The sequence below is a fragment of the Ignicoccus islandicus DSM 13165 genome, from assembly GCF_001481685.1.
Lineage (GTDB): Archaea > Thermoproteota > Thermoprotei_A > Sulfolobales > Ignicoccaceae > Ignicoccus > Ignicoccus islandicus.
Map to the genome: position 1 here is coordinate 109,972 of NZ_CP006867.1, position 21,250 is coordinate 131,221.

The following is a 21,250-nucleotide window of genomic DNA, read 5'->3' on the forward strand; positions in this document are numbered from 1 at the left end:
TTATATGTATTACAAAGAGTTCGACAATATTGAAACAGCTATATCTTCTTGCAACGAATACTTAAACTCGTTAGAGATGGAATCTGAACTAATTGCTGGTGCCCTAGAGAAAGTTCAAGATGAGGGAGCGTACTTTCAGAAACTGAAGAAGGAATTAGGTGTAGAAGACAACAGAGCCATATTATTCAAAGAGATAGACGGCATTGAGGTTTATTTCGAACCTTCTCCGGAAGCCCTCGAAGAGGTCTTGAAGAAAAGGGCCGAGGTAGTGGAAAAAGAAATAGAAAAATGTAGGAAAGTATTATCAATCTTAGAAAGCATAAGGGAAATTCCTTGGTCCTCCAATTTGAAAGTTACCATATTAATGGATCCAAGTGAGGCGAAACTTTTCTTCCGGACGAGGTGATAACCAATGAAGCTCTCACCGGAACTCGATAGGACATCCAGGATTTTCGTTGACACTCTTTCTCGACTTTACGTGCTTACGAACCTTCGATTCAAGGACCTCGTTAAATATAAGGCCATAGAATTAATAGAGCGAGTTACCGGAAATTGCGTTGCCTTTCGCATACCATCGCTGGGTGGTTACGTGGTGTCTTGCCAAGGCGAAGTCGTTGCTGCATCCCTCAAAGATCCACCAGCCTTAGGGAGCCAAGCGATAGCGTTTCTAGGTGAAGAAGAGTTCGAGATTGTAATATATGAATTACCCCGGGAGAGTTTCGAGAAGGCTTTGAAACTGCTTGACGGTATAACGGTAAATGAGGAACAGTTAGAGGAATTCAAAGGGAAGCTAGCAGAGATACTCGAGAAAGTGCTCTCGAAGGAAGCCAAGTCCGAGGAGAAGGAAGCAATCGAAATTCCCGAAGTGATTTCCCAAGCCCCACCGCTAGAAGTACTTGATTTAATAGACCTCGTAACCATTTCGGACGAAATAGCCTATTTCTTGTCAAAGAACGGAATCGAGGCTGAGAGTCAGACGCCAGAAGAAGTGAACGGAATGATGGTGGCAGTCATAAAAATTAAGGAACCGTCCGTCGATCTAAGGAGCTTATTCGAAAAGCTCTACGAAGCGAGTAAGAGGGCCGAGTTAAAATCTCTACTAAAGGTCATTACGAGCGATGGGAGGACTTATTATTTCGATAGCGTAACTTACGACACGGTCTTGAAGATATTGGATCGCTTCGGAATAAACGAATCACCATTGCTGTATATAGAATCGAATGGCGAGGCCGTCCTCAATATAATCTTAGAATCGAAGATATGGCAGAACCTAATACCTCGAATGGTCGCATCTATAACGTCCGCCCTTTCAACGAGGAACTTTCCATGGAAAAGGACTTACGTGAAGGTAAGACTGGGTGATTTAGAACTCACTGGTGAAATAATTCCTCAATCTAAGTAAAGCTACTTGGAAAAGATACTCTTTATCTTTAGTATTAGTAAGGTTATGAAGCCCGGCTTTGAGCCGTCTGGTAATATGTATTTTCCGCACTTCGGACATTGCTTAATTGAAACGTCAGCTCCGCAATTCCAACACCTCTTCACGTTGTAAGTTAAACTGCTTCCGCACTTCGGACACTTGTATACCTCGAAGGTTAGGTCTGCGCCACAGTGCTGGCAAATTATTCTGATGCCTTTCACTAAGTTTTCAATCAATTTTTCTATAAGTTTATCAAGTACGTAATCGTATTTTACGGTTAGTATGAATTTGTCGTAGGGGAAGATATATATTCTGTTAGTATTATCCTTTAGGAAAACCTTCATCCAAGCGGGGGTGCCAAGATCTACCTCTTTTGAAATTTGTTGGAGTTCCGTAAAGAGCGAGTGAGAGATTGCTGCTATGTATTCAGCTCCTTGTCTTTGAATCCCGGCAGCTTTGAAAGGGAGACCTTCACTGCTAACGGAAACGTAGCTTATGCCCCTTAGTTTACTAACGCTGTCAACGAACTTACTTATCCTGTCTTCAGAACTCGAACTCATAACTTAGTGCCCATTCGTCAATTACGTTCGGACCTAGTTAAATAATTAACTTAAAATACGAAACGCGTAGATAGGGTAAGGAAACTATGGAGGAATTAGTACGGAAACTAGAAGAACTTCGAAAGAAGAGAAGAGCTTTCATATTAGCACACAATTACCAACTCCCGGAAGTTCAAGACGTTGCGGACTACGTTGGAGATAGCCTGGAAATGGCGAGGGTCGCCAAGGAAGTCGATAGCGACGTAATAGTAGTAGCCGGGGTTAGGTTCATGGCCGAAGTGGCCAAAGTCCTGAACCCAGATAAGGTGGTACTTCATCCGGAGCCAGCGTCCGGCTGTCCGTTGGCAGACTACATGACGGTTGAGGTCATAAAGAGGTTCAAGGAACTGTACCCTAATGCCCCCCTTGTAACTTACGTTAATTCGCCGATAGAAGCTAAGGCGCTAAGCGATATAGTAGTGACCAGCGCCTCTGCGCTAAAGGTCGTCTCAAAGCTTGAAGACGAAGTAGTTCTCTTTGGTCCAGATAAGAACCTAGCTTGGTACGTTTCTCAACGAGTAGATAAGGAAGTGGTGCCCGTTCCTCCTTGGGGTAGATGTCCCGTCCACGAGTACTTGGTATCCCCCTATTACCTTAGGAAAGCTAAGGAGAAACACCCCGGTTGTAAGCTCTTGGTTCATCCGGAAGCGCCTCCAAAGAGTCAAGAAATGGCCGACTTCATAGGTAGCACCAGTCAAATGCTGAAGGCTATAGGCGAGCTGGGGGCGGAGTGCTACATACTAGGTACAGAAGAGGGATTGAGCTATAGAGCGAGGAAGCTTTATCCGAATGTTGAGGTATATCCGCCGGATAACAGGACGATATGTATAGATATGAAGAAAATTACCCTCGATAAAATAGTTAAGAGCTTGGAAACATTGAAACCTCAAGTTAAAGTAGACGAATCAATAGCTAAAAGGGCCTTAGAGGCCATTGAGAAGGGATTGGAGCTAGCTACTAAGTAAATTGCTCAGTAGTTCCCTAACGTTACCCAACAGCTTGTTCCTCTCCCCTAGAGTTTTGAACGAATACGCAACTTCTTGAGAGGACGAGAGCTTTGGAGGCCTAGTTCCTATGATCAAGGCCCTTTCAGTTACTATTTCGCAATCCAATAGAGGCGCGTAACTCGAACTTAAGTTCGTAATAACGAGGTCCCAAGGCCCCCTTACTTCATTGCATCTCCGTCTGACCTTTTCCTTTAGTTCAATTAGTTCCATTTCGTTCAAGTCCTTTACGTAACTATCGTATGGTTCTATTGTCTCATCGCACCTTATTAGACCGTATTTAGCGCTAAGTACGTAACAATGAAGGCCCATTTCCTCGGCTAGTCGGAATAGGTTCCTAACTGATCCCATGTAAATCTCTTTTGCGGGACCTCTGAAACTTCTTTTCCGCTTCGTGCAGTTGGTAATCACCAATCCATTCATACGTACTTTCTACCCCCTTTAGTTAACTGGGCTGAAAAGTACTATTTTAAACCGGGGTAATATCCCAAATATGGAGAAGAATCAATGGAAATCAATCTATTTAATGACTATGAAATTTTCAATAAAGTTTTCAACGAGTTACTGAAGGTCGATGAAGGTAAGGTAACGCCGGAGGAGGCGGAGGAAGTAATTAAGAAGTACTTAGCTAACGTTAAAGTAAACTGCATGAAAATTAGGATGATCAGGTACCAAGCCAGAATTTCTCTAGATTATAAGTTAGCGTACGACGCGGTAGTTCAATCGATTATTGAGGAACTAGTTAAGATATTCAAGTCAGTGAGCAACCCCCCCCCCATAGACGTTAATAAAGAAAGCGAGATCAATAAGCTTAGGAAGCTCTTATACAATATACTGAACGATCTCTTTCAATGCGTTATAATGACTGTGGGATCACCTAAGAAGATATGGGAATACGTAGAAGACCCTCGTAAAAGGAAATTATTGGATGAGATATGTGTTTTCCCTACTCTAGTAAATTACATATATCCGTCTTATAAGGACGGGTTCAAGCGGTTAACCTTAACCCTATATATACTATTAGCTGTAATATTCTATGCAAATAGGAAATGCTTGGAAGACGTCAACGTTCACGAAATGAGGCTAGCTGAGTTATTGCCCCTTCTTGCGATTACGCTTGAGGGAAGGTGAAACTTGATAGAAATAGACGGATCCTTTGGAGAGGGAGGAGGTCAAATACTTAGAACGTCAGTTGCCCTCTCTGCTGTAACCTTGAGGCCCGTTAGAATATACAATATCAGAGCGAAGAGGAAGAACCCAGGACTTAGGAGACAGCACTTCACTGCTGTCAAAGCGTTAGCTGAAATGACCGATGCCGAGGTCGAGGGACTCTCCGTAGGCTCTATGGAACTCACTTTTAAACCTAAGAGATTGAAGGGTGGGAAGTTTAGATTCGATATAGGTACAGCCGGCAGCGTTAGCTTAGCCCTCCAAGCTATAACCCCCGTGACGGTCTTCGCTCCTTCTAGCGTTTCAGTGAGCTTGAGGGGAGGTACTGACGTTCCCATGAGCCCTCCCATAGACTACCTACGCTTCGTTTACTATCCGATACTCTCTAACTTTGGTTTCAAAGCCGAACTTTACCTAAAGAAAAGGGGACACTATCCGAAGGGTGGGGGAGAGGTCGAGTACGTTGTAAGGAACCCTCCACGAGAATTAAGCAATTGGGGTAGCGTACACCGAGGAGAAGTCTTAAAGGTAAGGGGTCTATCCCATTGCGTGAAGCTCCCGAAACACGTGGCTGAGAGGCAAGCTAAGTCGGCCATAGAGTTCCTCAAGTCTAAAGGATTCGATAAAGTTGAGATAGACCTCGAGTGGTATCCACCGGATAGAGATCCCCATCTGGGGCCCGGGAGCGGTATCGTACTATGGGCTATAACCGAGAAGAGTTTGTTAGGAGGAGACTCCATAGGAGCTAGAGGTAAGAGGGCTGAAGTAGTAGGTAAGGAAGCAGCCGAGAAACTTTACGAGGACTTAAGTACGGGTATGGCTTTGGATAGGCACATGAGCGATATGATACTGCCCTTCTCAGCGCTCTCGTGTGGTGAAGCTCAAATAGGCGGTTCCAAGTTGACTATGCACGCTTGGACCCATATTCATGTAATAAGGAAGATTCTCCCAGAGGCACGGATGGAGTTAAACGGTGAGTTGGGGAAACCGTTCAAACTAAAGGTTCAAGGAGCGTGTTGGAAGGTTTGAGCAACCGGGAGTAACGCCCGAGCACCTCATTGTCCCTCTTCCCGAGGGCCTCCGCGGGCTTCTCGGACTAACCTTCGGAGAGGAGCGTTTAAACGTTAGGTATGCATTTCTTACAACACTTAAACGAACCCTTCTCCTTCCACGAAACTTCGTCGTAAACCTTCCCGTAGAGTATTCCGCCTTTCCACGTCCCTTTCTGGTAGAAGGCGTTGTGGTGATAGTGGTAAACTTCCAGTGCGCTCAATGTCGAATAGGCCGTTTCTGGTCTGACCCTGACGATGACCGACTTGTTTTCCCAAGAAATGCCTACGTAGTGTTCTACGAGCTCTCCTATGAAATTCTCTATAACAAATACTAGTTCGGATTTCCATTTCAATTCCCATACTCTTCTTTCGCCCTTTATTCCGTCCGTTTTCTCTTCCGATTCCTCGCACGTTCCTAAGGGCTTCCTCAGTTGAGGTCTCCATACGTTCAGTACTTTAACGTCGCTTCCCCTCATTTGAGGTTCTACGAAGAGCTTAGCTAGAGGTAGCACTGTCGTTACTACTCTATCAATTACCTTAGAGGGGCTCTCTTGGGCCCTTTCTATATCTCTTAGCGCCCTTCGCGCTAACAACAAGTGAACGGGGCTTTCGACGCTTATTTTCAACTTACAAAGCTCGTTAAGAGGACCGTAAGACGCGAATATACCTTCTATTACCAACGGCCTCTTTAACTTTCTCTTATTATATCCAATCCTTCGGGAGAGAGTCATGTCGTAAACTGGTACGTTAACCTCTGTCTCTCCTCTAAGAGCATCCCTTACGACCTTTAACAATAGCTCCCAATCCAGTAAAGCTGGATGATCGAAAGTGGAGAGAACGGAAGCCATCTTCTCGGCATCTGGTAAATAGAAATCGTCCGTGCTTAATACGCTTCCGTCCAATAGCTCAGCGATGTTGGTAGCGAGAGTACTCTTTCCAGAAGCGGACGGACCTACTATGCATATAACGTCTTCTTCATTGATGACGTTAGCTACTACCTTGGCCGCTTCCCTTAAATCGGAGGTCTCAATCGAAATGCGCATTTTCAATTAAACCCATCGAAGCTATATACCTCTCCTTAAGTACTCCCCGAAGTCAAGCAAGTTCTTGACGTTTCCTTTAATTAGCTTCCCTAGTCCCAATAATACGCCTTCCCAGAAAACTAAAACGAAACCGCTTTTGCAAGGCCTCCTAACTAGTCTATAGGAATCTTTAAATAGGTCCCTTCCATATAAGAATAGCATTGCCTTTCTCTCCTCTTTTACCTCTATTAAGCCTCGCTTGGCGGTCCGCGATAACAACCAGATCCCTCCCGGCGTCACTTCGCCTTCGATTTCCACCGGGAAATGACCTCCGTCTATATAGGAGGCATAAGTTACCTTTCCTTCACGATGGAAGTTTAAGTAGTCAACCTTGGAGTCCAAACATTCCTTCAAAAACCAGAAAGACGGTCTCAAAGGTCCTCGGCCCTCACACGGGTCATCATTCTTCAGTGCCGGTGATCCTCTTCACAGGACCCAGTACTTTCTTATAGAATATGAATTCTTGAAGTTTGTTTAGAACGTTAGACACGTAGTCTATCTTCCTCCTGAGTTCGTAATCGCGTGGATTAACGTGTAACATGAACACGTATATCTTCTCTATCGCGTCCCTTATCTTTTCGGCCTCTTCGATCTTTCCTTCTATAAGGTAATCGGTAGCCAGCCTTAACATCTCCCCTGCAGAGTCCATGACACCAGCTACGTACTCTTGAACGCTAACGCCTATTTCCTCTGCTCTCGGTATTTCGCCTTTAGTAACGAAGTAATAGAGGGCAAGCGCTTCCACGTATTCTTGATCTGCGGTCGATACTATGTTTACCGAGGCCAATTTCAAGTTGTCTTTAATGAGATCGTATATTTCGGCCCTCATCTTCTCTATATCATCTAAATAGGACTTCGCTTTATCGTACTCCTTTCTCCTTATCGCATATATACACAACTTGCTGTTCTTTATTATCTTTCTAGAAAGATCGTAAACCTTGTCCTTTAAATCGTCGTACTCGTCTAACTTCTTAGATAGTTCTTCTGCGTAATCTAAGTTCAGGACCATTGGTCTCACACATCTATACCGGCTTGTTTCAATCTATTTCTCATTGTTGGTACGTCCGTCTCTGGGAAGAGGGATAACCTCTCCCTAATTTTCCTAATGTTCAGTTGGATCTTCCCTCTCTTAGCGAGTTCGTTTACTCCCCTTATTTGGTCTATGGCATCCGGATCTTCGGACCTCGACTTCAACACTACGTAATCTTCGGGGGAAATCTTCCTTATCTTCACGCCTTGCAGCTCTATGGTCCCGGCCTCGTTCAGTATCTCTTCCGGAACGTAGAAGTCCATGATATTATCGTAGAACTCGACCTCCACTTGGCTCTTAGGACCCCTGACGGTGTATTTAGGGGTACCTAGGCCGGTATGACCGTACTCCCATCCCTTTTCGAACGCTAGCGTTCTAAAGAAGTCTTCCTCAACTAGCGCGAAATGGTTCGTCGGAAAGAGGTCTAGATCTCCACTAAACTTATTAGTGCGTAATTCTAACTCGATTGCAGTACTACCAATTATTACGCTTTCCAGACCTCCTTCTTCTAAGTTTTTCATGATGAATACTAAGTCATCTAGCGTATACGTCAAACCTCATTACCTCTTGCCACCTAACTCGTAGTGTTTCGGTCTCAAGTTCTTGCTCCTACACCTCCTACATTTCGTTGCTCCCCAAGGGTTGAGAGCTCCGCAGTTCCTACAGACGTACTTTTTCAATGCCCTCTTTTGAACTATAGCAATTAGTTCGGGATCCGTTATTGGCATTGTTCAACCACCGATGCTCACGTAAGGGTGGAAGTAATTTAATAGTTGTGCTAGACCGTTCAAGGGGTTCTATGAGAGAAATATTAAATGCCATAATGAATCTCAGTTACGAGGAATTTAAAGATAGAGAGGAATTCTCGCTCCTCCGGGTAGATAGGGAAATAGTAGTAAGGATGGATGGGGTCAAATTCGGAAGGTTTACAAAGGAGTTCGGCAGTGTAAGAGATCCGACAGTTCACAACGCGCTCGTAAGCTCAACTAAGGCCTTAATTCAGACGTATTCTTGCGACGAAGCGTACGTCTCAAGCGACGAAATCAATGTCTTCTGTAAGAGACCTCCGTTCGCCGGAAGGATAGAGAAAATAGATAGCGTGTTCCCCTCCTTCGTTAGCGCTAATTTTTCCCTAGAGATAGGAAAGGCTGCTTGGTTTGACAGTAGGATCGTGTTAATTCGCGAAACCGAGTGGCCCAAGTACGTAGCTTGGAGATTGAAGGTAACTTTATGCAACTACGCCTCGAAGCTAACCAATCTCCCTTGCCACGAGGCGCTTACGACAATAGAACCCGACGAGTATGCTTTCGGAACTCTAATAAAGAGAGAAAAATATTTAAAGAGGGCAGTAAATCCTCTCACTGGGGAAGTTGTTACAGTAGAACGGAGAAAGTTGAAAGCAATAACTGGATGGGCCTTATTAGGAGAATTAAAAAATGTGGTAGGTAACCCCGGCTGAGAGTTAAACCGTGATGAGGGAAGTTTTCAACCGAAGAGCTAAGTAAGACTCCCTAAATAGACGGACCCTATTTTTAACATTTTTAGCATCACTATACATTGACGGGAACCAACGTGTCAATACCTTCGGACGAGAGGACTCCCAGAACCTATGACGATGCTCAATACTCAATTGACGAAATTGAGGAATTGAAGAGGAAGTTAACGAAATTGCAAAAGGAGAATAAGAGATTGAGAGCTGAAGTAGAGTATTGGAAGACGGAAATAAACAAGATGACTTCACCTCCGCTCGTCGAAGCTACTCTCCTCGACGTGCTCCCAGATGGGAGGGCCATAGTGAAGTCCAGTGCTGGCCCTAGTCTCATCGTAGAGGTTAGCGGCAAGGTTCCTAAGGATCTACTGAGGCCCGGCGTTAGCGTAGCTATAAATCAGAGAGGAAACTTGATAGTTGAAGTGCTATCTAACATTGAGGACCCTAACGTTAAGGCAATGGAAGTAGTCGAAAGGCCTAAGACGAGGTATAGCGATGTAGGTGGCCTCAAGGAGCAGTTAAGGGAAGTTAGGGAAGTAGTGGAATTACCTCTGAAGAACCCTGAACTATTCGAGGAACTCGGCGTGGAACCACTTAAGGGTGTCCTCTTATATGGACCTCCCGGTTGCGGTAAGACCTTGATTGCGAAGGCGGTAGCTGGAGAAGTAGGAGCCACCTTCATAAGGGTGGTCGGAAGCGAATTAATTAATAAGTTCATTGGAGAAGGCGCGAGGATCGTAAGGGAGGTATTCAACTTAGCTAGGAAGAAGGCTCCTAGTATTGTGTTTATTGATGAGATCGATGCAATCGCGGCCAAGAGAATAGAGTTGGGTACCAGTGGAGAAAGGGAGGTTCAGAGAACCCTCATGCAATTACTCGCGGAACTGGACGGTTTCAACCCACTCAAAGGAGTTGCAGTAATAGGTGCCACTAATAGGTTAGACATACTCGATCCGGCAATACTTCGACCCGGAAGGTTTGATAGAATAGTATACGTACCGCCGCCAGATAAGAAAGGCAGGTACGAAATATTCCTCATTCACACAAGGAAAATGAAGATGAGTCCAGACGTCGACTTAGAGAGACTGGCGGAATTAACGGAAGGAGCGACTGGAGCTGACATTAAGGCAATAGTAACGGAAGCTGGATACTACGCTATCAGAGCTGGAAGGAATTACGTAACAATGGACGACTTCATGAAAGCTATAGATAAAGTGATGTCTAAGAGACTCGGAACCACGTACAGGCAAGCTCCAAAGAAGGAACATTCGCTAAATACAATTTAAGCCCCATAGAACTCTCTATATTCCTTCTCGTACTTCTTAATGAATTCCTTGAAGGCTTCTCTACTCAATTGGTCAGCTTCCTTGTTCAATTCTCTGGGTACCCATTCCAATTGATATTCGAAGTCCTTCAGCAGTTCCATAGCTTTCCTATAAAGGGGTTTCATGCGTTCGGACCTCACTCTATATTCTCCTTTCAATTGCCTTATAACTAGCTGCGAATCCCCCCTTATTTTGACCTTCTTAATTCCCTTCTCTTTAAGACATTCCAATCCCCTTATCAAGGCCGTGTATTCCGCCACGTTGTTGGTAACGTCGTCTCCTAGGAAGCCGGCTCCTACTACGCCCTTTCCCTTGCATATAACTCTTCCGTCGCTCTTGGCCACGAATCCGTAAGTAGCTACGCCTCCCGGGTTCTTCGGTTCGCAAAGCCCATCGAAATACAAGACTACTTCCTTAGAGGAGATATGGGAGTTTCGCGTATCTCTTTGCGAATTCCTCTACCTCCGTCAATCGTATCTTCTCGTTCGGCTTATGGGCTTCCATGGAATCCCCGGGCCCCCAAGTTACCACGTCATATCCCCTATAGAACCTCATGTCTAAACCGGCCTCACATACCCTCTTCGGCTCGCCCCAAGTCTTTTCTATTAATTCCGCCAGTTCACTGTTTTCATTTAATATACCTTGATCAACGAACTTGACCCTTACTTTACCTCTTCCTTCCACTATTTCCTCGATCTTCCTAACTACGTCCTCTGGGCGGACCTCGGGAACGGTCCTCACGTCTATCGAGAACTTAAATGAACCTGGTATTACGTTTTCCTTGTTCGATGTAGAGTAAGCTACGCCACCTATGTTATAGACAGTGAACTTAGCCATGGGATGACCGCTGGTGTACTCGTACTTGCTGAAGGTCTTCGAGAACTCCTCTTTCAATGCTCTGTCTATTTCAATAGCTAATGATGCAGCTTTAATGAAGGCGTTCTCGCCGACCCATGGCATGGAAGCGTGGGCTTGGACGCCGCTCACTTCCACCTCTAACCATATTACGCCTTTGTGGCCTATCCATACCGTTCTAGAAGAGGGCTCAGCTATCACCACCTTCTTACCTACTGGGTACTTGTCCTTTAGCGCGTTTACTCTATAAGCAGTTCCGCATAACCCCCCAACCTCTTCGTCTGGAACTAGTACGGCCTTTATTTCACTACCTTTCCAATTGGAAAGGTTAGCCATTGCTAACATTATAGCTGCTACGCCGCCCTTCATGTCAACTGCTCCCCTGCCTATAACGTAACCGTTGACCAGCTTGGCATCGAACGGGTCGCTCTCCCAACCTTCGCCAGGGGGAACGACGTCGTAATGCCCATTGAATTCTAATAAAGGATCTCCATCCCCTACTTTGGCTATTATTATGGGTCTCTCGGAACCGGTAGGACAAACCTTCGATCTATAGTCCTTGTCTACGTATTCTATCTTGGCCTCAATACCTCGTTCTTCGAACCATCCTTTAACGAATTTAGCGAACTCCTCGTACTGCTTGCCTTCTGGCGAGACTGTATCATACGAAATAAGTTTCCTGAGTAGGGAAAATGCATCGTTGATGGATGACCACCGAAGCAAATTACCATAATAGAGCTAATTACCTTTTAGATAAAGGAATCGAATTGGGTGAGAGCATTAGAGGATTGGGTGAAAAGCAAATAAAAATGATATTCTATAGATATAGATTGAAGCTAAGCTATAGCGAAATAGGCGACATGCTCGGAACTTCGAAGCAGAACGTTCACTCTACGTTGAAAAGGATAAATCGGAACTATACGGAGTGCAAGGAGATCGTGGAACTAGTTGAACTCGCATCCAATCCGTTCGTAGAGGTAACCAAAGGTTCTAACGTTATGGACGTCTCGGACAGAGTTCTAGAAGTAGCCGACTCGGAAGGCATAAAGCTCCGTGGAAATAAGAGCGAGATAATTACGTGGATAAAGTGGCACTTCAATATGGACGATCTAATTATAAAGGAAGAAGGTGGCATTGTTATCAAAAACGATGGGAGTTTGATGAAGGTTAGCGACATTATATTGAAGAAGATAAAGGCGTTACTAAACCAATATGGTCAACAAAAATAGTTTACGAATTCACGGAGTGTTTTTAAATAATTCTAGAGATAGTCAACTTGGTGCATTTTATGAGAAGCAAGTTGATAGCTGCCTTCGTAATATTGGCTTTGATGACGGTAGGCCTCAGCCACCTAAGCTTTCAAAGGAACGAAAAGCCCCTCTTCCTACTAAACGCTGCAATGAAGAAAGCTTGGTTGAAAATACTACCTCTCTTTGAAAAGAAGTACAACGTGCAAGTAGAAGCCATATATGGTAGCTCCGGTCACTTGCTAGCGCAACTGGAAATAACCAAAACTGGAGAGGTCTATTCGCCAGCAACCCCAGTATATATGGAAAAGGCCGTAAGGGACGGCGTTGTTGACCCTAACACCGTTACTACTGTCGCATGCTTGAGATTAGCTATACTCGTCCCAGCCAATAGTCCGATAAGGAGCTTGGACGACCTCGTGAAAGGGAATTATAAAGTGGCCATGTGCGATCTAAAGAGTTGCGCTGTAGGTAAGTTCGCTAAACAATCTTTCGAAATGAGCGGTCTCTGGAATCAGCTTAGGGGTAAAGTAATCACTTTTACAGAGAATTTCTCTAAGCTAGTTAGCCTAGTTGCCCTAGGTCAGGTAGACGCAGCCATCGGATGGAGCGTGGGCCATTACTGGTATCCAGATAAGGTTAGAGCTATACCGCTTAACGTCTCAACCCCTTACGAACCCTGTATTCAGATAGCAATTACTAAGTACGCAAAGAATAGGGACTTGGCTGCGAAGTTCATTCAGTTCCTGAAAGAACCCGAAGTACAGCAAATACTCAAGGAACTGGGTTACGAGGTCGTGAACAAATGAAGGCCTTTGCCTTCGTAATGCCTACCTTTCTCCTCATGATTATAATTCTTCCCCTTTTCTCTGTACCACTTCGTTCCGTTGCCTCGGCCCTACTTGACCCGGAAACCCTGTATGCGTTCCAACTGAGCGTTTTCACTGCGTCCGTTGCTACAGCTCTCGCGTTATTGGTAGCGATACCATCGGGCTACTCGCTTTCCAAGGGGTGTAGGTTTTCTCGCGTACTTAAGGCGATCTCTATGATTCCATTGGCGTTACCGCCTGTAGCGTTAGGAGCGCTATTATTGATTTTCTTCTCCAGAACGCCACTAGGTAACCTCGTAAATTCCGTTATACCAATAGTATTCAACGTTCCCGGCTTGATAGTTGCCCAATTCGTCGTTGCGTACCCTATATCGCTGAGGGTAATTGAGAGTTCAATGCACATGCTCGATGAGGAACTGTTGACTTTGTCGCGCGTTTACGGTTGCGATGGACTGTGCTTGATAAGGAAAGTGATACTACCTATTATTGCACCCGGACTTCGGGCCGCTTCCCTACTCTCATTTGCTCGCTCCCTAGGTGAATTCGGTGCCTCCGTCACCTTGGCTGGGGCGATAAGGTTTAAGACGGAAACTCTCCCAATTGCGATTTACTTAACCCTTAGTTCGGGTGAGTTGGAAAAGACCTTAGCATTAATATTCGTAACGGCAATGCTCTCCTTAATATTGTTTATCATAGGTGAGGGCAATGAAGGCGCTGGAAGTTAGGAACCTAAGCTTTTCTTACAAAAAGAGACCTATTTTAAGTAACGTGAACTTAGACGTTTCACACCCATCAATAGTGGCAATAATAGGGCCTAATGGGTCCGGTAAGAGCACCTTCGCGAAAGTTATAGTTGGTCAGCTTAAAGGCGAGGGTGAAGTAAGGATCTTCAATAAGATAGTGTTGAGCAAGGGAATATATTTACCACCTAGTAGTAGGGGATTGGCTTACGTACCTCAAAGGAGCCCAGTCTTTCCACACCTCACTGTTAAGGAGAATCTGGAGTTCGTCGCTAAGAACGCTACTCCCCGCTTAATCGAGGAAGTGATGGGGCTCTTTGAATTAGAACCCATCTCCGATTTGAAGGGCAAGGAGCTTTCCGGAGGCCAAGCGAAGAGGCTTTCAATAGCAATGGCCTTCGCTAGCGGTAAAGAACTAATAATTATGGACGAACCCTTGAGCGGTGTAGACCCCAGTTCGCGCGAGAGCCTAGTTGAGGTAGTAAGGGAGCTCGCAAAGAAACGAAAAGTTTCGATCTTGTGGATTACTCACTTCAAGGAAGTAATGGAGAAATGTGACGAAGTGTATATGATGGATAAGGGATTTTTAATAAAAATTGATTAAAAATAGTGGAACTTTACTTGTTGCAAACGACTATAGTGGTAGTTACTGGTAGAGTTACAGTAGTGGTTACTACTACGGTCTTGGTGACAGTAACGACGTTACCAGCAGCCGGTGCCGGTTGGGTTGTGGTGGGTTGTTCGGCTTGCATTGGAACTGCGTTAACTATCTTAACGCCATAGGCGTCTCCAGTAGGTGCACCATCACCGTTAGCAGCTAGTGCAGCCACTTTCAGTTGGACTGGCTTGGCATCGTTAGGAGCTATCCACTCTACAACCCACTTGTTAACTTGAGCTCCCTCCTTAGTGTGAGTTACGAACGCTATAGTCTGACCGGTAGTGAAGTCGAAGGCTTGGGTTAGGAAGGTGTTCTCTGGATCAATTACCTTTAACTCGCCGGAAGAGACAGTGAAAGCGAAGCCAGCGCAGTTGCTCATAGCTGGAGTGCATTGGTGCTCGATTTCTATAGTTAGCTTGTAAGCCTTGCCGGGGACGTAATAGTACTTACCTCCCTTCTCAGGAAGACCCTTAATTATTATCTTGTTTGGAGGTAGTCCTTTCGCATCTACGTGGCATTGAGTGCAAGTTAATGAAGGCGCTCCGTTGCTCATTGCAAAGGTTACAAGGGAGGCGAGGAGTACTACCGATAATACTTTGTATGCCTTCACGAACCCTCACGCTCATAAGGGAAGAGCATGCCCTCCATAAAAATTCGTTTCGTTTAAATCGTTTGAATGGTCGCTTAACGTAGTTTTCGCCTTGATTTTTCTATTTACCTCCCTCAAAACTTGTCTCGGGGTACGAAGTCTTGGTATTCATGACCGGGTTCGTTCTAATAGATCCGAACTACAGGCACGGCGAGAAAAGGGAGGAAGTGAAGAACTTCTTAAGCAACATCGGGTTTGAAATATATGAAACTAATACGGAACCCTATCTGGTCTATTACGTAGAAGGTAGAACAGTTAAGGATCTAGATGAATTATCCAAGTTAGCGACTTCCCATCCCGGCGTCCTCAAGGTTTACGTTTCTTACGGTTACCTAGGGGATAACGAGAAACTTGAGAGCTTAGAAGAGGCTTTGGAAAGAGGGGAAATAGCCGTAGGCGAAAGCCTCATTGAATATTTGAAGGAACTCATTGAAGAGCTGAGAGGCAAATAATTACTTTTCTTCCTTTTTGAAGAAGCTCAAGGACAGAACGCCGTATGGACATACCTCAACGCACCTTCCGCAATGGAAGCAGCGATAATCGTCGATGTCTTTATTTCTGTTTATGTAATCTACTATATCAATACTCATAGGACATGCCATGCTGCATAGGTTGCACCTAGTACACTTTTTCTCATTTACTATCCTTATTCTCAACGGACTGTATTTATTCATCACGAACCCGTAGAGCGCGCCTATAGGACAAACGAACCTGCACCAGAACCTCTTTATTTTGAATACTTTCTCAGCAATTACGTTGACTACTAGCGCGAAGAGAGTAGTGTACCCGTAAGCTATTATGGAACCAACGAACGCAGCTGGTACGTTTGCCAGGACGGCAACTACGAACGCTCCGAACTTAGTCGTTCCAGCAACTGGTGACATGTTCGTAAAGAACGGCATCGCAAAGACGTAGCTCAGTACTACGTAAGCTAAGGCGAAAGCTATCGGTACTACCTTCTCGAGAGTCGTAGCCTTGTGGAACCTTATTTGAGGGGGGTCCCTAGGCATGTTGAGTTTCTTTTCAAATATTGAGAATAGTAAGTCCATGGGGCAAACCCATCCGCAGAAGAACCTTCCTAGAACGCTGTAGAGGAAAACTACTACCAAGACAGCAATAACGGATTCTAAAGTGAAACCTCTTGAAGCAGCAAGGTACTCAATCCACGCTATCGGATCCATCATTGGATAGTAGAACGTTCCAACGTTCTTCAAACTAACGAAATAGGACACTAACGTTAACACGCCTAGTGCGATTGAAGTTATGCCGAGAGCATACGCTAATCTCTTTATCCTCTCGTCTTTAGTTACCATTTCCTCTGCGTAAAGTCCGAAGCTTATAGCAGCGGCAACTGCAGCAGTAGACCCGAGTACAACCAATAAGTTTTCAGTAATTAAGAACGTTACGACGGCCATTGCAAGGAATATTGCTGAGGCGTTCATGCTGAACTTCAGTAACCCCGCCCCCTCTTTACTTATTCTCCAGAGGTAACCCAGGTAGAGCGTACCTCCAAGTATGAAGGTAATCCAAGCAGCTATTCCCGTATAATTTAACACTTCCTTAGGCTCTTGCTTGGTTCCTACCCTTATGATAGCTGTTACGTCTAAACCCAATCCTGTGAACAAGGAGTAAAGGGCAAGTATTGCGCCTATAGTTGCTAGACTCCCCCCTATTAGCCCTAGGTATTTCACCTTACCAGATTCTTTACTTAGAGATAGAGTGGCCTTCCAGAAGTGATAGGATGCAATGACGAAGAACACGGAAAGAGCTAAGTCGAGTAAGGTCTTGCTCGAGGCGAAGCTACCTTCTATGAAGTAACCGTGGAACAACGCTTGGGTAGTAAATAACGTGAGGAGGGATAGCTGTAAGAACCTTCGCAAGAAGGTGTACTTACCTCTAGGTGGCCTACCCTTCAAACTCTTTTTCAATTTCTCTATATTGATCATTCCCTTCCCCTCAGAACTCGCTAACTATCTTCTCCTTAATTAGACCCCTCTTATTGATAATGTAATCGGCGTTAATCGTGTATCTCCACGTTGCTTTCTCTGGGTCCTCGTTTTCTATCTTTTTAATCAATTTAGTGTATTCCTCGTAACTCATGCCCGTGTTCTTGAAGTTCTTCACTCTTTCTTCATATACTTCCTTAGGATACACGTGTATGGCAGCCCCTACTACTGGACAAGCTGGAATGCATTGACCACAACCGGTGCACCTTTCCGGTATGACTTCGGTGTGTACTCCGAACTCGTTGAAGGTGAACTTGAAGACTTCGCTACCGTAGGGGCAAGCCTTCGCGCAACTGTAACAGTCGCCGCTGTTCCATGCCCAGCATAGGTCAGGGTCGATCAGAGCAATTCCCATTTTGACTTTCTTTGGTTCTATTTCCTCTAGGGCTCCGGTCGGACAAGCTTTCGCACAGCTCATACATAGAGTACATGGGTAGTCCATTAGGTTCCACACAATTGGAACGCCGACCTTCTTAGAGCCGTCCTTTATGGTACCTAATCGTATTGTATGGTTTCCGTCCCTCATGCACGCGAAGTAACAGAGGCTACATCTGATACATCTTTCAGTTAACTTGAAGGCGCCTGGGGGTTCTAACTCGAACCTATCTTCGTGGTAGGGCTTCATGTACACGAGCGGCTTATCTGGGAGTACAGGATTAGCCGCATACCTCTTACCGTCTTTTTCAATTACATAACCCAAGGCTTTGTACATTTCATACCTATCGTTTTTCTCTAAAATAAATGGTTCGTACCAAACTTTCGGCACTTTCTTCTCTTCCTTATTTAAGGAGTATATTACGGGTGGGGAGAGGAGCGCCAGAGCTGATGCAGCAATAATACCCTTAAGGAACCTTCTCCTATTATTAGCATCCCCCACTACTTTTACCCGGTAAGTTAACGTGTCAAGAGGTAAATATTGAGCCGGTAAAAGAACGTAACCCTTAGACCTTGCGAGACGGAAGTATGAAGTAAAGCTTACCGCTTTCTTCTTTAGGACCTTTAGGCGTTCCCAGAACTCCTTCCCTCACTTTTTCTCTAATTGGATCGTTAGGATCGTCTAGGTCACCGAACATTCTAGCTCCCGTTGGACACGTTTCCACGCACGCTGGTTTCTGGCCTTTAGTTATTCTATGATAGCAGAATGTACATTTATCTACAGTGTAGCTGCTTGGATCCACGCTCCTCGCACCGTATGGACACGCTACAATGCACGCACCGCAGAGAATGCATTTCTCTTTATTAACTAAGACTATTCCCTCTTTCGTTTGGTAGGTCGCGGCCGTTGGGCAAACTGATACGCATGGAGCGTCGTCGCAATGGACGCACATTTTGTGCCACAGTAACACGTTTACGTTTGGGTATTCCCCTTCTTCTACCCTAACTATCTTCGTTCGTGGTTCGAACAGATTCAGTATTTCGGGATTGCCCTTAGCTTCTTTGAGTATCTCCTTGAGGGGTCGTCCTTTGTATAGTTTTATGGGTAAGTACTTGGATATTAGGGAGTATATTACGTTAGGTCTCTCTCCCTTTTCGCCTTTATATGAGTTTTCTGCAAGGCAAGCTGCTGTGCAAGCACCGCAACCGGTACATAGGTTCAGATCAATTACCATTACAGGCTTCAACTCACATCACCTTCTTTACTTTGACTTTAAAATCAACTAACAAATGAGTTCCCGTAATTGGATCTATATGATAGGGAGTCTGTAACTTGTTCAATGCTAGATACTTATATTTTGCAAACGGAAGGTCCACTTCGAAACCGTAGTTCGCTGGGATGAAGACAGTTGTCGGTTCTATAGCATTGGTAACCTTAGCTGGACCCCTAACGCATCCCCACTCGCTGCATACTTCGATTAAGTCACCGTTCTCTATTCCGAGTTCTTTCGCGCGAGCTTTGTTTATCCAAATTCCAGTGTCGTCGAGTAGGTAAGCCAAGACAGGGTTATCTTGAGTGGACGTATAACTCATGTTTCTTAGTTTTCCAGTAGTTGCAACGAATTCGTCCTTTCCTAAGGCCCCTCTCATCCATAATGGAGGTACCCATGTGGGAAGCGGATGCCACTCCGGCTTTATCTCGCCCTTTCTCTTCTTTATCAAATTGAGTAACTTCAGAGGAAGTATTTCCACTTTACCGCTTGCCGTATTGAGCCAGCCGTTAGTCAATATTTTCTCGTTCATTTCTAGTCCCCACTCCTCCGAGGTTTGATATACTATTCCGTTCTTCATTATATCATTATAGTTTATTCCCATTTTCTCGCACTGCAACTTAATCAATTCGTTCGTAAAGAAGTGTTTCTCGCCGCTATACTTCTTGGCTACTTCAACCAATTCTTCTTCGCATGCTGGACAGATGGCTTTCGCAACCCCTCTAGCATACGCTTCAATAGCATTGGAATCGACTTCCTTCAATAGGTCTAGAACGAACTCGTGGAAAGCCTTGCAGTCGCTATCTAAGGCTTGACCACCGACCATGAATCCCTTAGCGAGACTGAAGGGTATGCCACTTACTTGGTTGGGCCTCTCTAGGTAACTACATTCCGGGATGAAGACGTCCGAGTATAGGACAGTGTCGTCCTTCAGAAGCCCGAAGTCAAATATCAAGTTTACGTTTTTACTTCTCGCTATCTTCTGGAAGGCTTCTCCCATCATCGTTCTCGCAGGGTTTCCTCCTAGCACTAATATGACCCATCCGCGCTCCTTTTCAATTAGCTTAAGCAAACCAAAGTAGTTCCTTCCCCAAGGAAGCAACGGACCCTTAGTCTTGGTTCCATCTGACAGCTCTATCTCGGTTTCGTTTTCTTGAGACCACAAGTCGGAAGGTTTATCGGAAACTGGGGGTCCGGCCACCGGCGGAGAACCTCTTTGTAGAACCGTAGTAATTCCACCCATTGATAGGACTACTCCACCTCTTCTAAGGAGGCTTCCAAGTAGTATTGATAGTACTGCAGCAGCTCTGTAGGTCTGGAAGTGATTGTAAAACTTGTTGGCGCTCCATCCAGGTTCTATTGAAACGGGCTTAACAGAACCCATTTCCTTTGCTAGATCTCTAATGACGCTTGCTGGAACTCCAGTTACTTCCTCGGCCCACTCTGGAGTGTATTCTTCGACGTGTTTTCGTAACACGTTAAATACTGTCGTTACTTTCACACCGTTATAGTCTCCTTCGAAATATAGGGATGGAAGTTTGGCCTCGCGCGAGAACTTAAACGATTCGCTCGCTTCATCGTAAACTAGGAAGTCTATTGCGCTAAACTCTTTCATCGGATTCTTTAGCTTTACTTCCTTTGTTTCTATTGGCTCTAAGGTGGTAGGGTTCACTAGCATGGGTGCATTGGTGTACTTGATCAGATACTCTTCATCGTAAAGTTTCTCATTTAATATAACGTTTATTAAGGCTAGCAAGAGCGCTAAGTCAGTGCCCGGCCTTATAGGTATCCACTTATCAGCAACTATGGCCCACTCGCTTAGTCTGGGATCTACCACTACTAGCTCATACTTTCTCTTGCCTATTCCTGCCTTCCGGGTTTGGCCTACGGCAACGCTTCCTCCCAGATTTCTGCCGAAGGACAAGTAGAACCTAGTTCTCTTGTAATCTGGTACTAAGTACGCGTGATGACCTGGGACTCCTGAGAATCCCCAAGCGACTAGTTTCGAACCAATACACGTACTTAATGGCATTACTATTACGTTAGGCGTGCCTAGGGCCTTTGACAAAGCACCGACTACTTCCGGATTATGTCTCGCTGCGATAGCTTGACCTAAAATTACGACTACTTTGTTGCTTTCCCCTTTCTCTTTTAGCATTCTTATCTCGTTCGCTACTATGCTTAAAGCTTCCTGATAGCTCGATTCCCTAAAGTTCCATTCCCCTCTTCTTCCACCGTTCCTTATGAGCGGTTTCGTGAGACGACTAGGCATGTCTTGCAAATATATACCGCTGTTACCTCTAGGGCATATCCTCCCATCGTTGTGATAAATTGCATTAGGATTGCCCCTTATCCTTACTACTTCGCCATCCATCACTTCCATTATTACGCTACAACTGGCCGTACACATCCTACATATATGAGGAACTTCCCTTATCTCCTTCATTT

26 protein-coding genes are annotated in these 21,250 nt (G+C 45.0%); 12 read left to right on the forward strand and 14 right to left on the reverse strand.

The window, feature by feature from the left end; all coding sequences use genetic code 11:
• Positions 1-4 precede the first annotated feature (4 nt).
• A complete protein-coding gene (locus EYM_RS00665) occupies positions 5-406 on the forward strand; it encodes a hypothetical protein (RefSeq protein ID WP_075049206.1) in 402 nt (133 codons plus the stop codon).
• 6 nt (positions 407-412) lie between these two features.
• Positions 413-1,402, forward strand: a complete 990-nt coding sequence (locus EYM_RS00670; protein WP_075049207.1) for a hypothetical protein — start codon at positions 413-415, stop codon at positions 1,400-1,402.
• A 2-nt stretch (positions 1,403-1,404) separates the two neighbouring features.
• Here EYM_RS00670 and EYM_RS00675 read toward each other — a convergent pair whose 3' ends face one another.
• Entirely contained in the window at positions 1,405-1,980 is a 576-nt protein-coding gene (locus EYM_RS00675) for a roadblock/LC7 domain-containing protein (protein ID WP_075049208.1), read from the reverse strand.
• A gap of 86 nt (positions 1,981-2,066) precedes the next feature.
• On the opposite strand from EYM_RS00675, the gene nadA reads away from it, so the two are divergent.
• Positions 2,067-2,984: a quinolinate synthase NadA gene (nadA, locus tag EYM_RS00680; RefSeq protein ID WP_075049209.1), complete on the forward strand. Its 918-nt coding sequence runs from the start codon at positions 2,067-2,069 to the stop codon at positions 2,982-2,984.
• Here the strand turns inward: nadA and EYM_RS00685 are convergent.
• Complete coding sequence (locus EYM_RS00685) at positions 2,970-3,446, reverse strand: DUF6884 domain-containing protein (RefSeq protein WP_075049210.1); 477 nt, start codon at positions 3,444-3,446, stop codon at positions 2,970-2,972. The two genes, nadA and EYM_RS00685, sit on opposite strands and share 15 nt — an antisense overlap.
• A gap of 84 nt (positions 3,447-3,530) precedes the next feature.
• Here EYM_RS00685 and EYM_RS00690 point away from each other — a divergent pair, with 84 nt between their 5' ends.
• A complete protein-coding gene (locus EYM_RS00690) occupies positions 3,531-4,154 on the forward strand; it encodes a hypothetical protein (RefSeq protein ID WP_075049211.1) in 624 nt (207 codons plus the stop codon).
• Positions 4,155-4,157: 3 nt separating this feature from the next.
• The gene (gene rtcA / locus EYM_RS00695) at positions 4,158-5,222 is read left to right on the forward strand and encodes an RNA 3'-terminal phosphate cyclase (protein WP_075049212.1); all 1,065 of its coding nucleotides are present in this window, start codon (positions 4,158-4,160) and stop codon (positions 5,220-5,222) included.
• 88 nt (positions 5,223-5,310) lie between these two features.
• Here the strand turns inward: rtcA and EYM_RS00700 are convergent, their stop codons facing one another.
• Genes EYM_RS00700 through EYM_RS00720 form a run of 5 tightly spaced genes read right to left on the reverse strand, consistent with a single transcriptional unit; the run spans position 5,311 to position 8,085 of the window.
• Positions 5,311-6,288, reverse strand: coding sequence for a uridine kinase family protein (locus tag EYM_RS00700; RefSeq protein ID WP_075049213.1), 978 nt, complete (start codon positions 6,286-6,288; stop codon positions 5,311-5,313).
• A gap of 21 nt (positions 6,289-6,309) precedes the next feature.
• Complete coding sequence (locus tag EYM_RS00705; protein WP_075049214.1) at positions 6,310-6,702, reverse strand: methyltransferase RsmF C-terminal domain-like protein; 393 nt, start codon at positions 6,700-6,702, stop codon at positions 6,310-6,312.
• Between the two features lie 25 nt (positions 6,703-6,727).
• Positions 6,728-7,336, reverse strand: a complete 609-nt coding sequence (locus tag EYM_RS00710) for a translin family protein (protein WP_236943441.1) — start codon at positions 7,334-7,336, stop codon at positions 6,728-6,730.
• 5 nt (positions 7,337-7,341) lie between these two features.
• The gene (locus tag EYM_RS00715) at positions 7,342-7,911 is read right to left on the reverse strand and encodes a nucleotidyltransferase (RefSeq protein WP_075049216.1); all 570 of its coding nucleotides are present in this window, start codon (positions 7,909-7,911) and stop codon (positions 7,342-7,344) included.
• A 6-nt stretch (positions 7,912-7,917) separates the two neighbouring features.
• On the reverse strand, positions 7,918-8,085 hold the full coding sequence (locus EYM_RS00720) for a 50S ribosomal protein L40e (RefSeq protein ID WP_075049217.1): 168 nt from the start codon (positions 8,083-8,085) through the stop codon (positions 7,918-7,920).
• A 71-nt stretch (positions 8,086-8,156) separates the two neighbouring features.
• On the opposite strand from EYM_RS00720, the gene EYM_RS00725 reads away from it, so the two are divergent.
• Together EYM_RS00725 and EYM_RS00730 are read left to right on the forward strand one after the other, a co-directional pair.
• Entirely contained in the window at positions 8,157-8,816 is a 660-nt protein-coding gene (locus EYM_RS00725) for a tRNA(His) guanylyltransferase Thg1 family protein (RefSeq protein WP_075049218.1), read from the forward strand.
• 170 nt (positions 8,817-8,986) lie between these two features.
• Entirely contained in the window at positions 8,987-10,132 is a 1,146-nt protein-coding gene (locus EYM_RS00730; RefSeq protein WP_236943442.1) for a proteasome-activating nucleotidase, read from the forward strand.
• Here the strand turns inward: EYM_RS00730 and rnhA are convergent.
• Together rnhA and EYM_RS00740 are read right to left on the reverse strand one after the other, a co-directional pair.
• Positions 10,129-10,575 carry a ribonuclease HI gene (gene rnhA, locus EYM_RS00735; protein WP_236943418.1) on the reverse strand — a complete coding sequence of 149 codons (447 nt, stop codon included), beginning with the start codon at positions 10,573-10,575 and terminating at the stop codon, positions 10,129-10,131. The genes EYM_RS00730 and rnhA overlap by 4 nt on opposite strands.
• 10 nt (positions 10,576-10,585) lie before the next feature.
• Positions 10,586-11,749 (reverse strand): M20 family metallopeptidase, encoded by a 1,164-nt coding sequence (locus EYM_RS00740; protein ID WP_236943419.1) that lies wholly within the window; start codon positions 11,747-11,749, stop codon positions 10,586-10,588.
• A gap of 44 nt (positions 11,750-11,793) precedes the next feature.
• Between EYM_RS00740 and EYM_RS00745 the strand changes: the two genes are divergently transcribed.
• From EYM_RS00745 to EYM_RS00760, 4 genes are read left to right on the forward strand one after another with little or no spacing between them, the layout of a single operon-like run.
• A complete protein-coding gene (locus tag EYM_RS00745) occupies positions 11,794-12,255 on the forward strand; it encodes a hypothetical protein (protein WP_075049220.1) in 462 nt (153 codons plus the stop codon).
• A 59-nt stretch (positions 12,256-12,314) separates the two neighbouring features.
• A complete protein-coding gene (gene modA / locus EYM_RS00750; RefSeq protein ID WP_075049221.1) occupies positions 12,315-13,082 on the forward strand; it encodes a molybdate ABC transporter substrate-binding protein in 768 nt (255 codons plus the stop codon).
• On the forward strand, positions 13,079-13,828 hold the full coding sequence (locus EYM_RS00755) for a molybdate ABC transporter permease subunit (protein ID WP_075049222.1): 750 nt from the start codon (positions 13,079-13,081) through the stop codon (positions 13,826-13,828). Before modA ends, EYM_RS00755 begins: the two co-directional genes overlap by 4 nt.
• Positions 13,809-14,447 (forward strand): ABC transporter ATP-binding protein, encoded by a 639-nt coding sequence (locus EYM_RS00760; RefSeq protein WP_075049223.1) that lies wholly within the window; start codon positions 13,809-13,811, stop codon positions 14,445-14,447. The genes EYM_RS00755 and EYM_RS00760 overlap by 20 nt, the downstream gene beginning before the upstream one ends.
• A 13-nt stretch (positions 14,448-14,460) precedes the next feature.
• Here EYM_RS00760 and EYM_RS00765 read toward each other — a convergent pair whose 3' ends face one another.
• Positions 14,461-15,111, reverse strand: coding sequence for a choice-of-anchor V domain-containing protein (locus tag EYM_RS00765; protein ID WP_075049224.1), 651 nt, complete (start codon positions 15,109-15,111; stop codon positions 14,461-14,463).
• Positions 15,112-15,251: 140 nt separating this feature from the next.
• On the opposite strand from EYM_RS00765, the gene EYM_RS00770 reads away from it, so the two are divergent.
• Complete coding sequence (locus EYM_RS00770) at positions 15,252-15,602, forward strand: hypothetical protein (protein ID WP_075049225.1); 351 nt, start codon at positions 15,252-15,254, stop codon at positions 15,600-15,602.
• Here EYM_RS00770 and EYM_RS07915 read toward each other — a convergent pair whose 3' ends face one another.
• The 4 genes from EYM_RS07915 to EYM_RS00790 all read right to left on the reverse strand — a co-directional run bounded on the left by EYM_RS07915 (position 15,603) and on the right by EYM_RS00790 (position 21,248).
• Positions 15,603-17,096: a 4Fe-4S binding protein gene (locus EYM_RS07915; protein ID WP_075049226.1), complete on the reverse strand. Its 1,494-nt coding sequence runs from the start codon at positions 17,094-17,096 to the stop codon at positions 15,603-15,605.
• Between the two features lie 10 nt (positions 17,097-17,106).
• Positions 17,107-18,033, reverse strand: a complete 927-nt coding sequence (locus EYM_RS00780) for a 4Fe-4S dicluster domain-containing protein (RefSeq protein WP_075049227.1) — start codon at positions 18,031-18,033, stop codon at positions 17,107-17,109.
• A gap of 64 nt (positions 18,034-18,097) precedes the next feature.
• Positions 18,098-18,778, reverse strand: coding sequence for a 4Fe-4S dicluster domain-containing protein (locus EYM_RS00785; protein WP_075049228.1), 681 nt, complete (start codon positions 18,776-18,778; stop codon positions 18,098-18,100).
• A gap of 1 nt (position 18,779) precedes the next feature.
• Positions 18,780-21,248 (reverse strand): molybdopterin-containing oxidoreductase family protein, encoded by a 2,469-nt coding sequence (locus EYM_RS00790; RefSeq protein WP_075049229.1) that lies wholly within the window; start codon positions 21,246-21,248, stop codon positions 18,780-18,782.
• Between the last annotated feature and the right edge of the window lie 2 nt (positions 21,249-21,250).

What these genes read in the sequence shown, in the direction of transcription:
- modA (WP_075049221.1), top strand. Translation starts at nt 12,315, where the DNA reads ATGAGAAGCAAGTTGATAGCTGCCTTCGTAATATTGGCTTTGATGACG.
- EYM_RS00720 (WP_075049217.1), bottom strand. Translation starts at nt 8,085, where the DNA reads ATGCCAATAACGGATCCCGAACTAATTGCTATAGTTCAAAAGAGGGCA.
- EYM_RS00760 (WP_075049223.1), top strand. Translation starts at nt 13,809, where the DNA reads ATGAAGGCGCTGGAAGTTAGGAACCTAAGCTTTTCTTACAAAAAGAGA.
- EYM_RS00665 (WP_075049206.1), top strand. Translation starts at nt 5, where the DNA reads ATGTATTACAAAGAGTTCGACAATATTGAAACAGCTATATCTTCTTGC.
- nadA (WP_075049209.1), top strand. Translation starts at nt 2,067, where the DNA reads ATGGAGGAATTAGTACGGAAACTAGAAGAACTTCGAAAGAAGAGAAGA.
- EYM_RS00790 (WP_075049229.1), bottom strand. Translation starts at nt 21,248, where the DNA reads ATGAAGGAGATAAGGGAAGTTCCTCATATATGTAGGATGTGTACGGCC.
- EYM_RS00755 (WP_075049222.1), top strand. Translation starts at nt 13,079, where the DNA reads ATGAAGGCCTTTGCCTTCGTAATGCCTACCTTTCTCCTCATGATTATA.
- EYM_RS00700 (WP_075049213.1), bottom strand. Translation starts at nt 6,288, where the DNA reads ATGCGCATTTCGATTGAGACCTCCGATTTAAGGGAAGCGGCCAAGGTA.
- EYM_RS00725 (WP_075049218.1), top strand. Translation starts at nt 8,157, where the DNA reads ATGAGAGAAATATTAAATGCCATAATGAATCTCAGTTACGAGGAATTT.
- EYM_RS00710 (WP_236943441.1), bottom strand. Translation starts at nt 7,336, where the DNA reads ATGGTCCTGAACTTAGATTACGCAGAAGAACTATCTAAGAAGTTAGAC.
- EYM_RS00685 (WP_075049210.1), bottom strand. Translation starts at nt 3,446, where the DNA reads ATGAATGGATTGGTGATTACCAACTGCACGAAGCGGAAAAGAAGTTTC.
- EYM_RS00690 (WP_075049211.1), top strand. Translation starts at nt 3,531, where the DNA reads ATGGAAATCAATCTATTTAATGACTATGAAATTTTCAATAAAGTTTTC.
- EYM_RS07915 (WP_075049226.1), bottom strand. Translation starts at nt 17,096, where the DNA reads ATGATCAATATAGAGAAATTGAAAAAGAGTTTGAAGGGTAGGCCACCT.
- EYM_RS00675 (WP_075049208.1), bottom strand. Translation starts at nt 1,980, where the DNA reads ATGAGTTCGAGTTCTGAAGACAGGATAAGTAAGTTCGTTGACAGCGTT.
- EYM_RS00670 (WP_075049207.1), top strand. Translation starts at nt 413, where the DNA reads ATGAAGCTCTCACCGGAACTCGATAGGACATCCAGGATTTTCGTTGAC.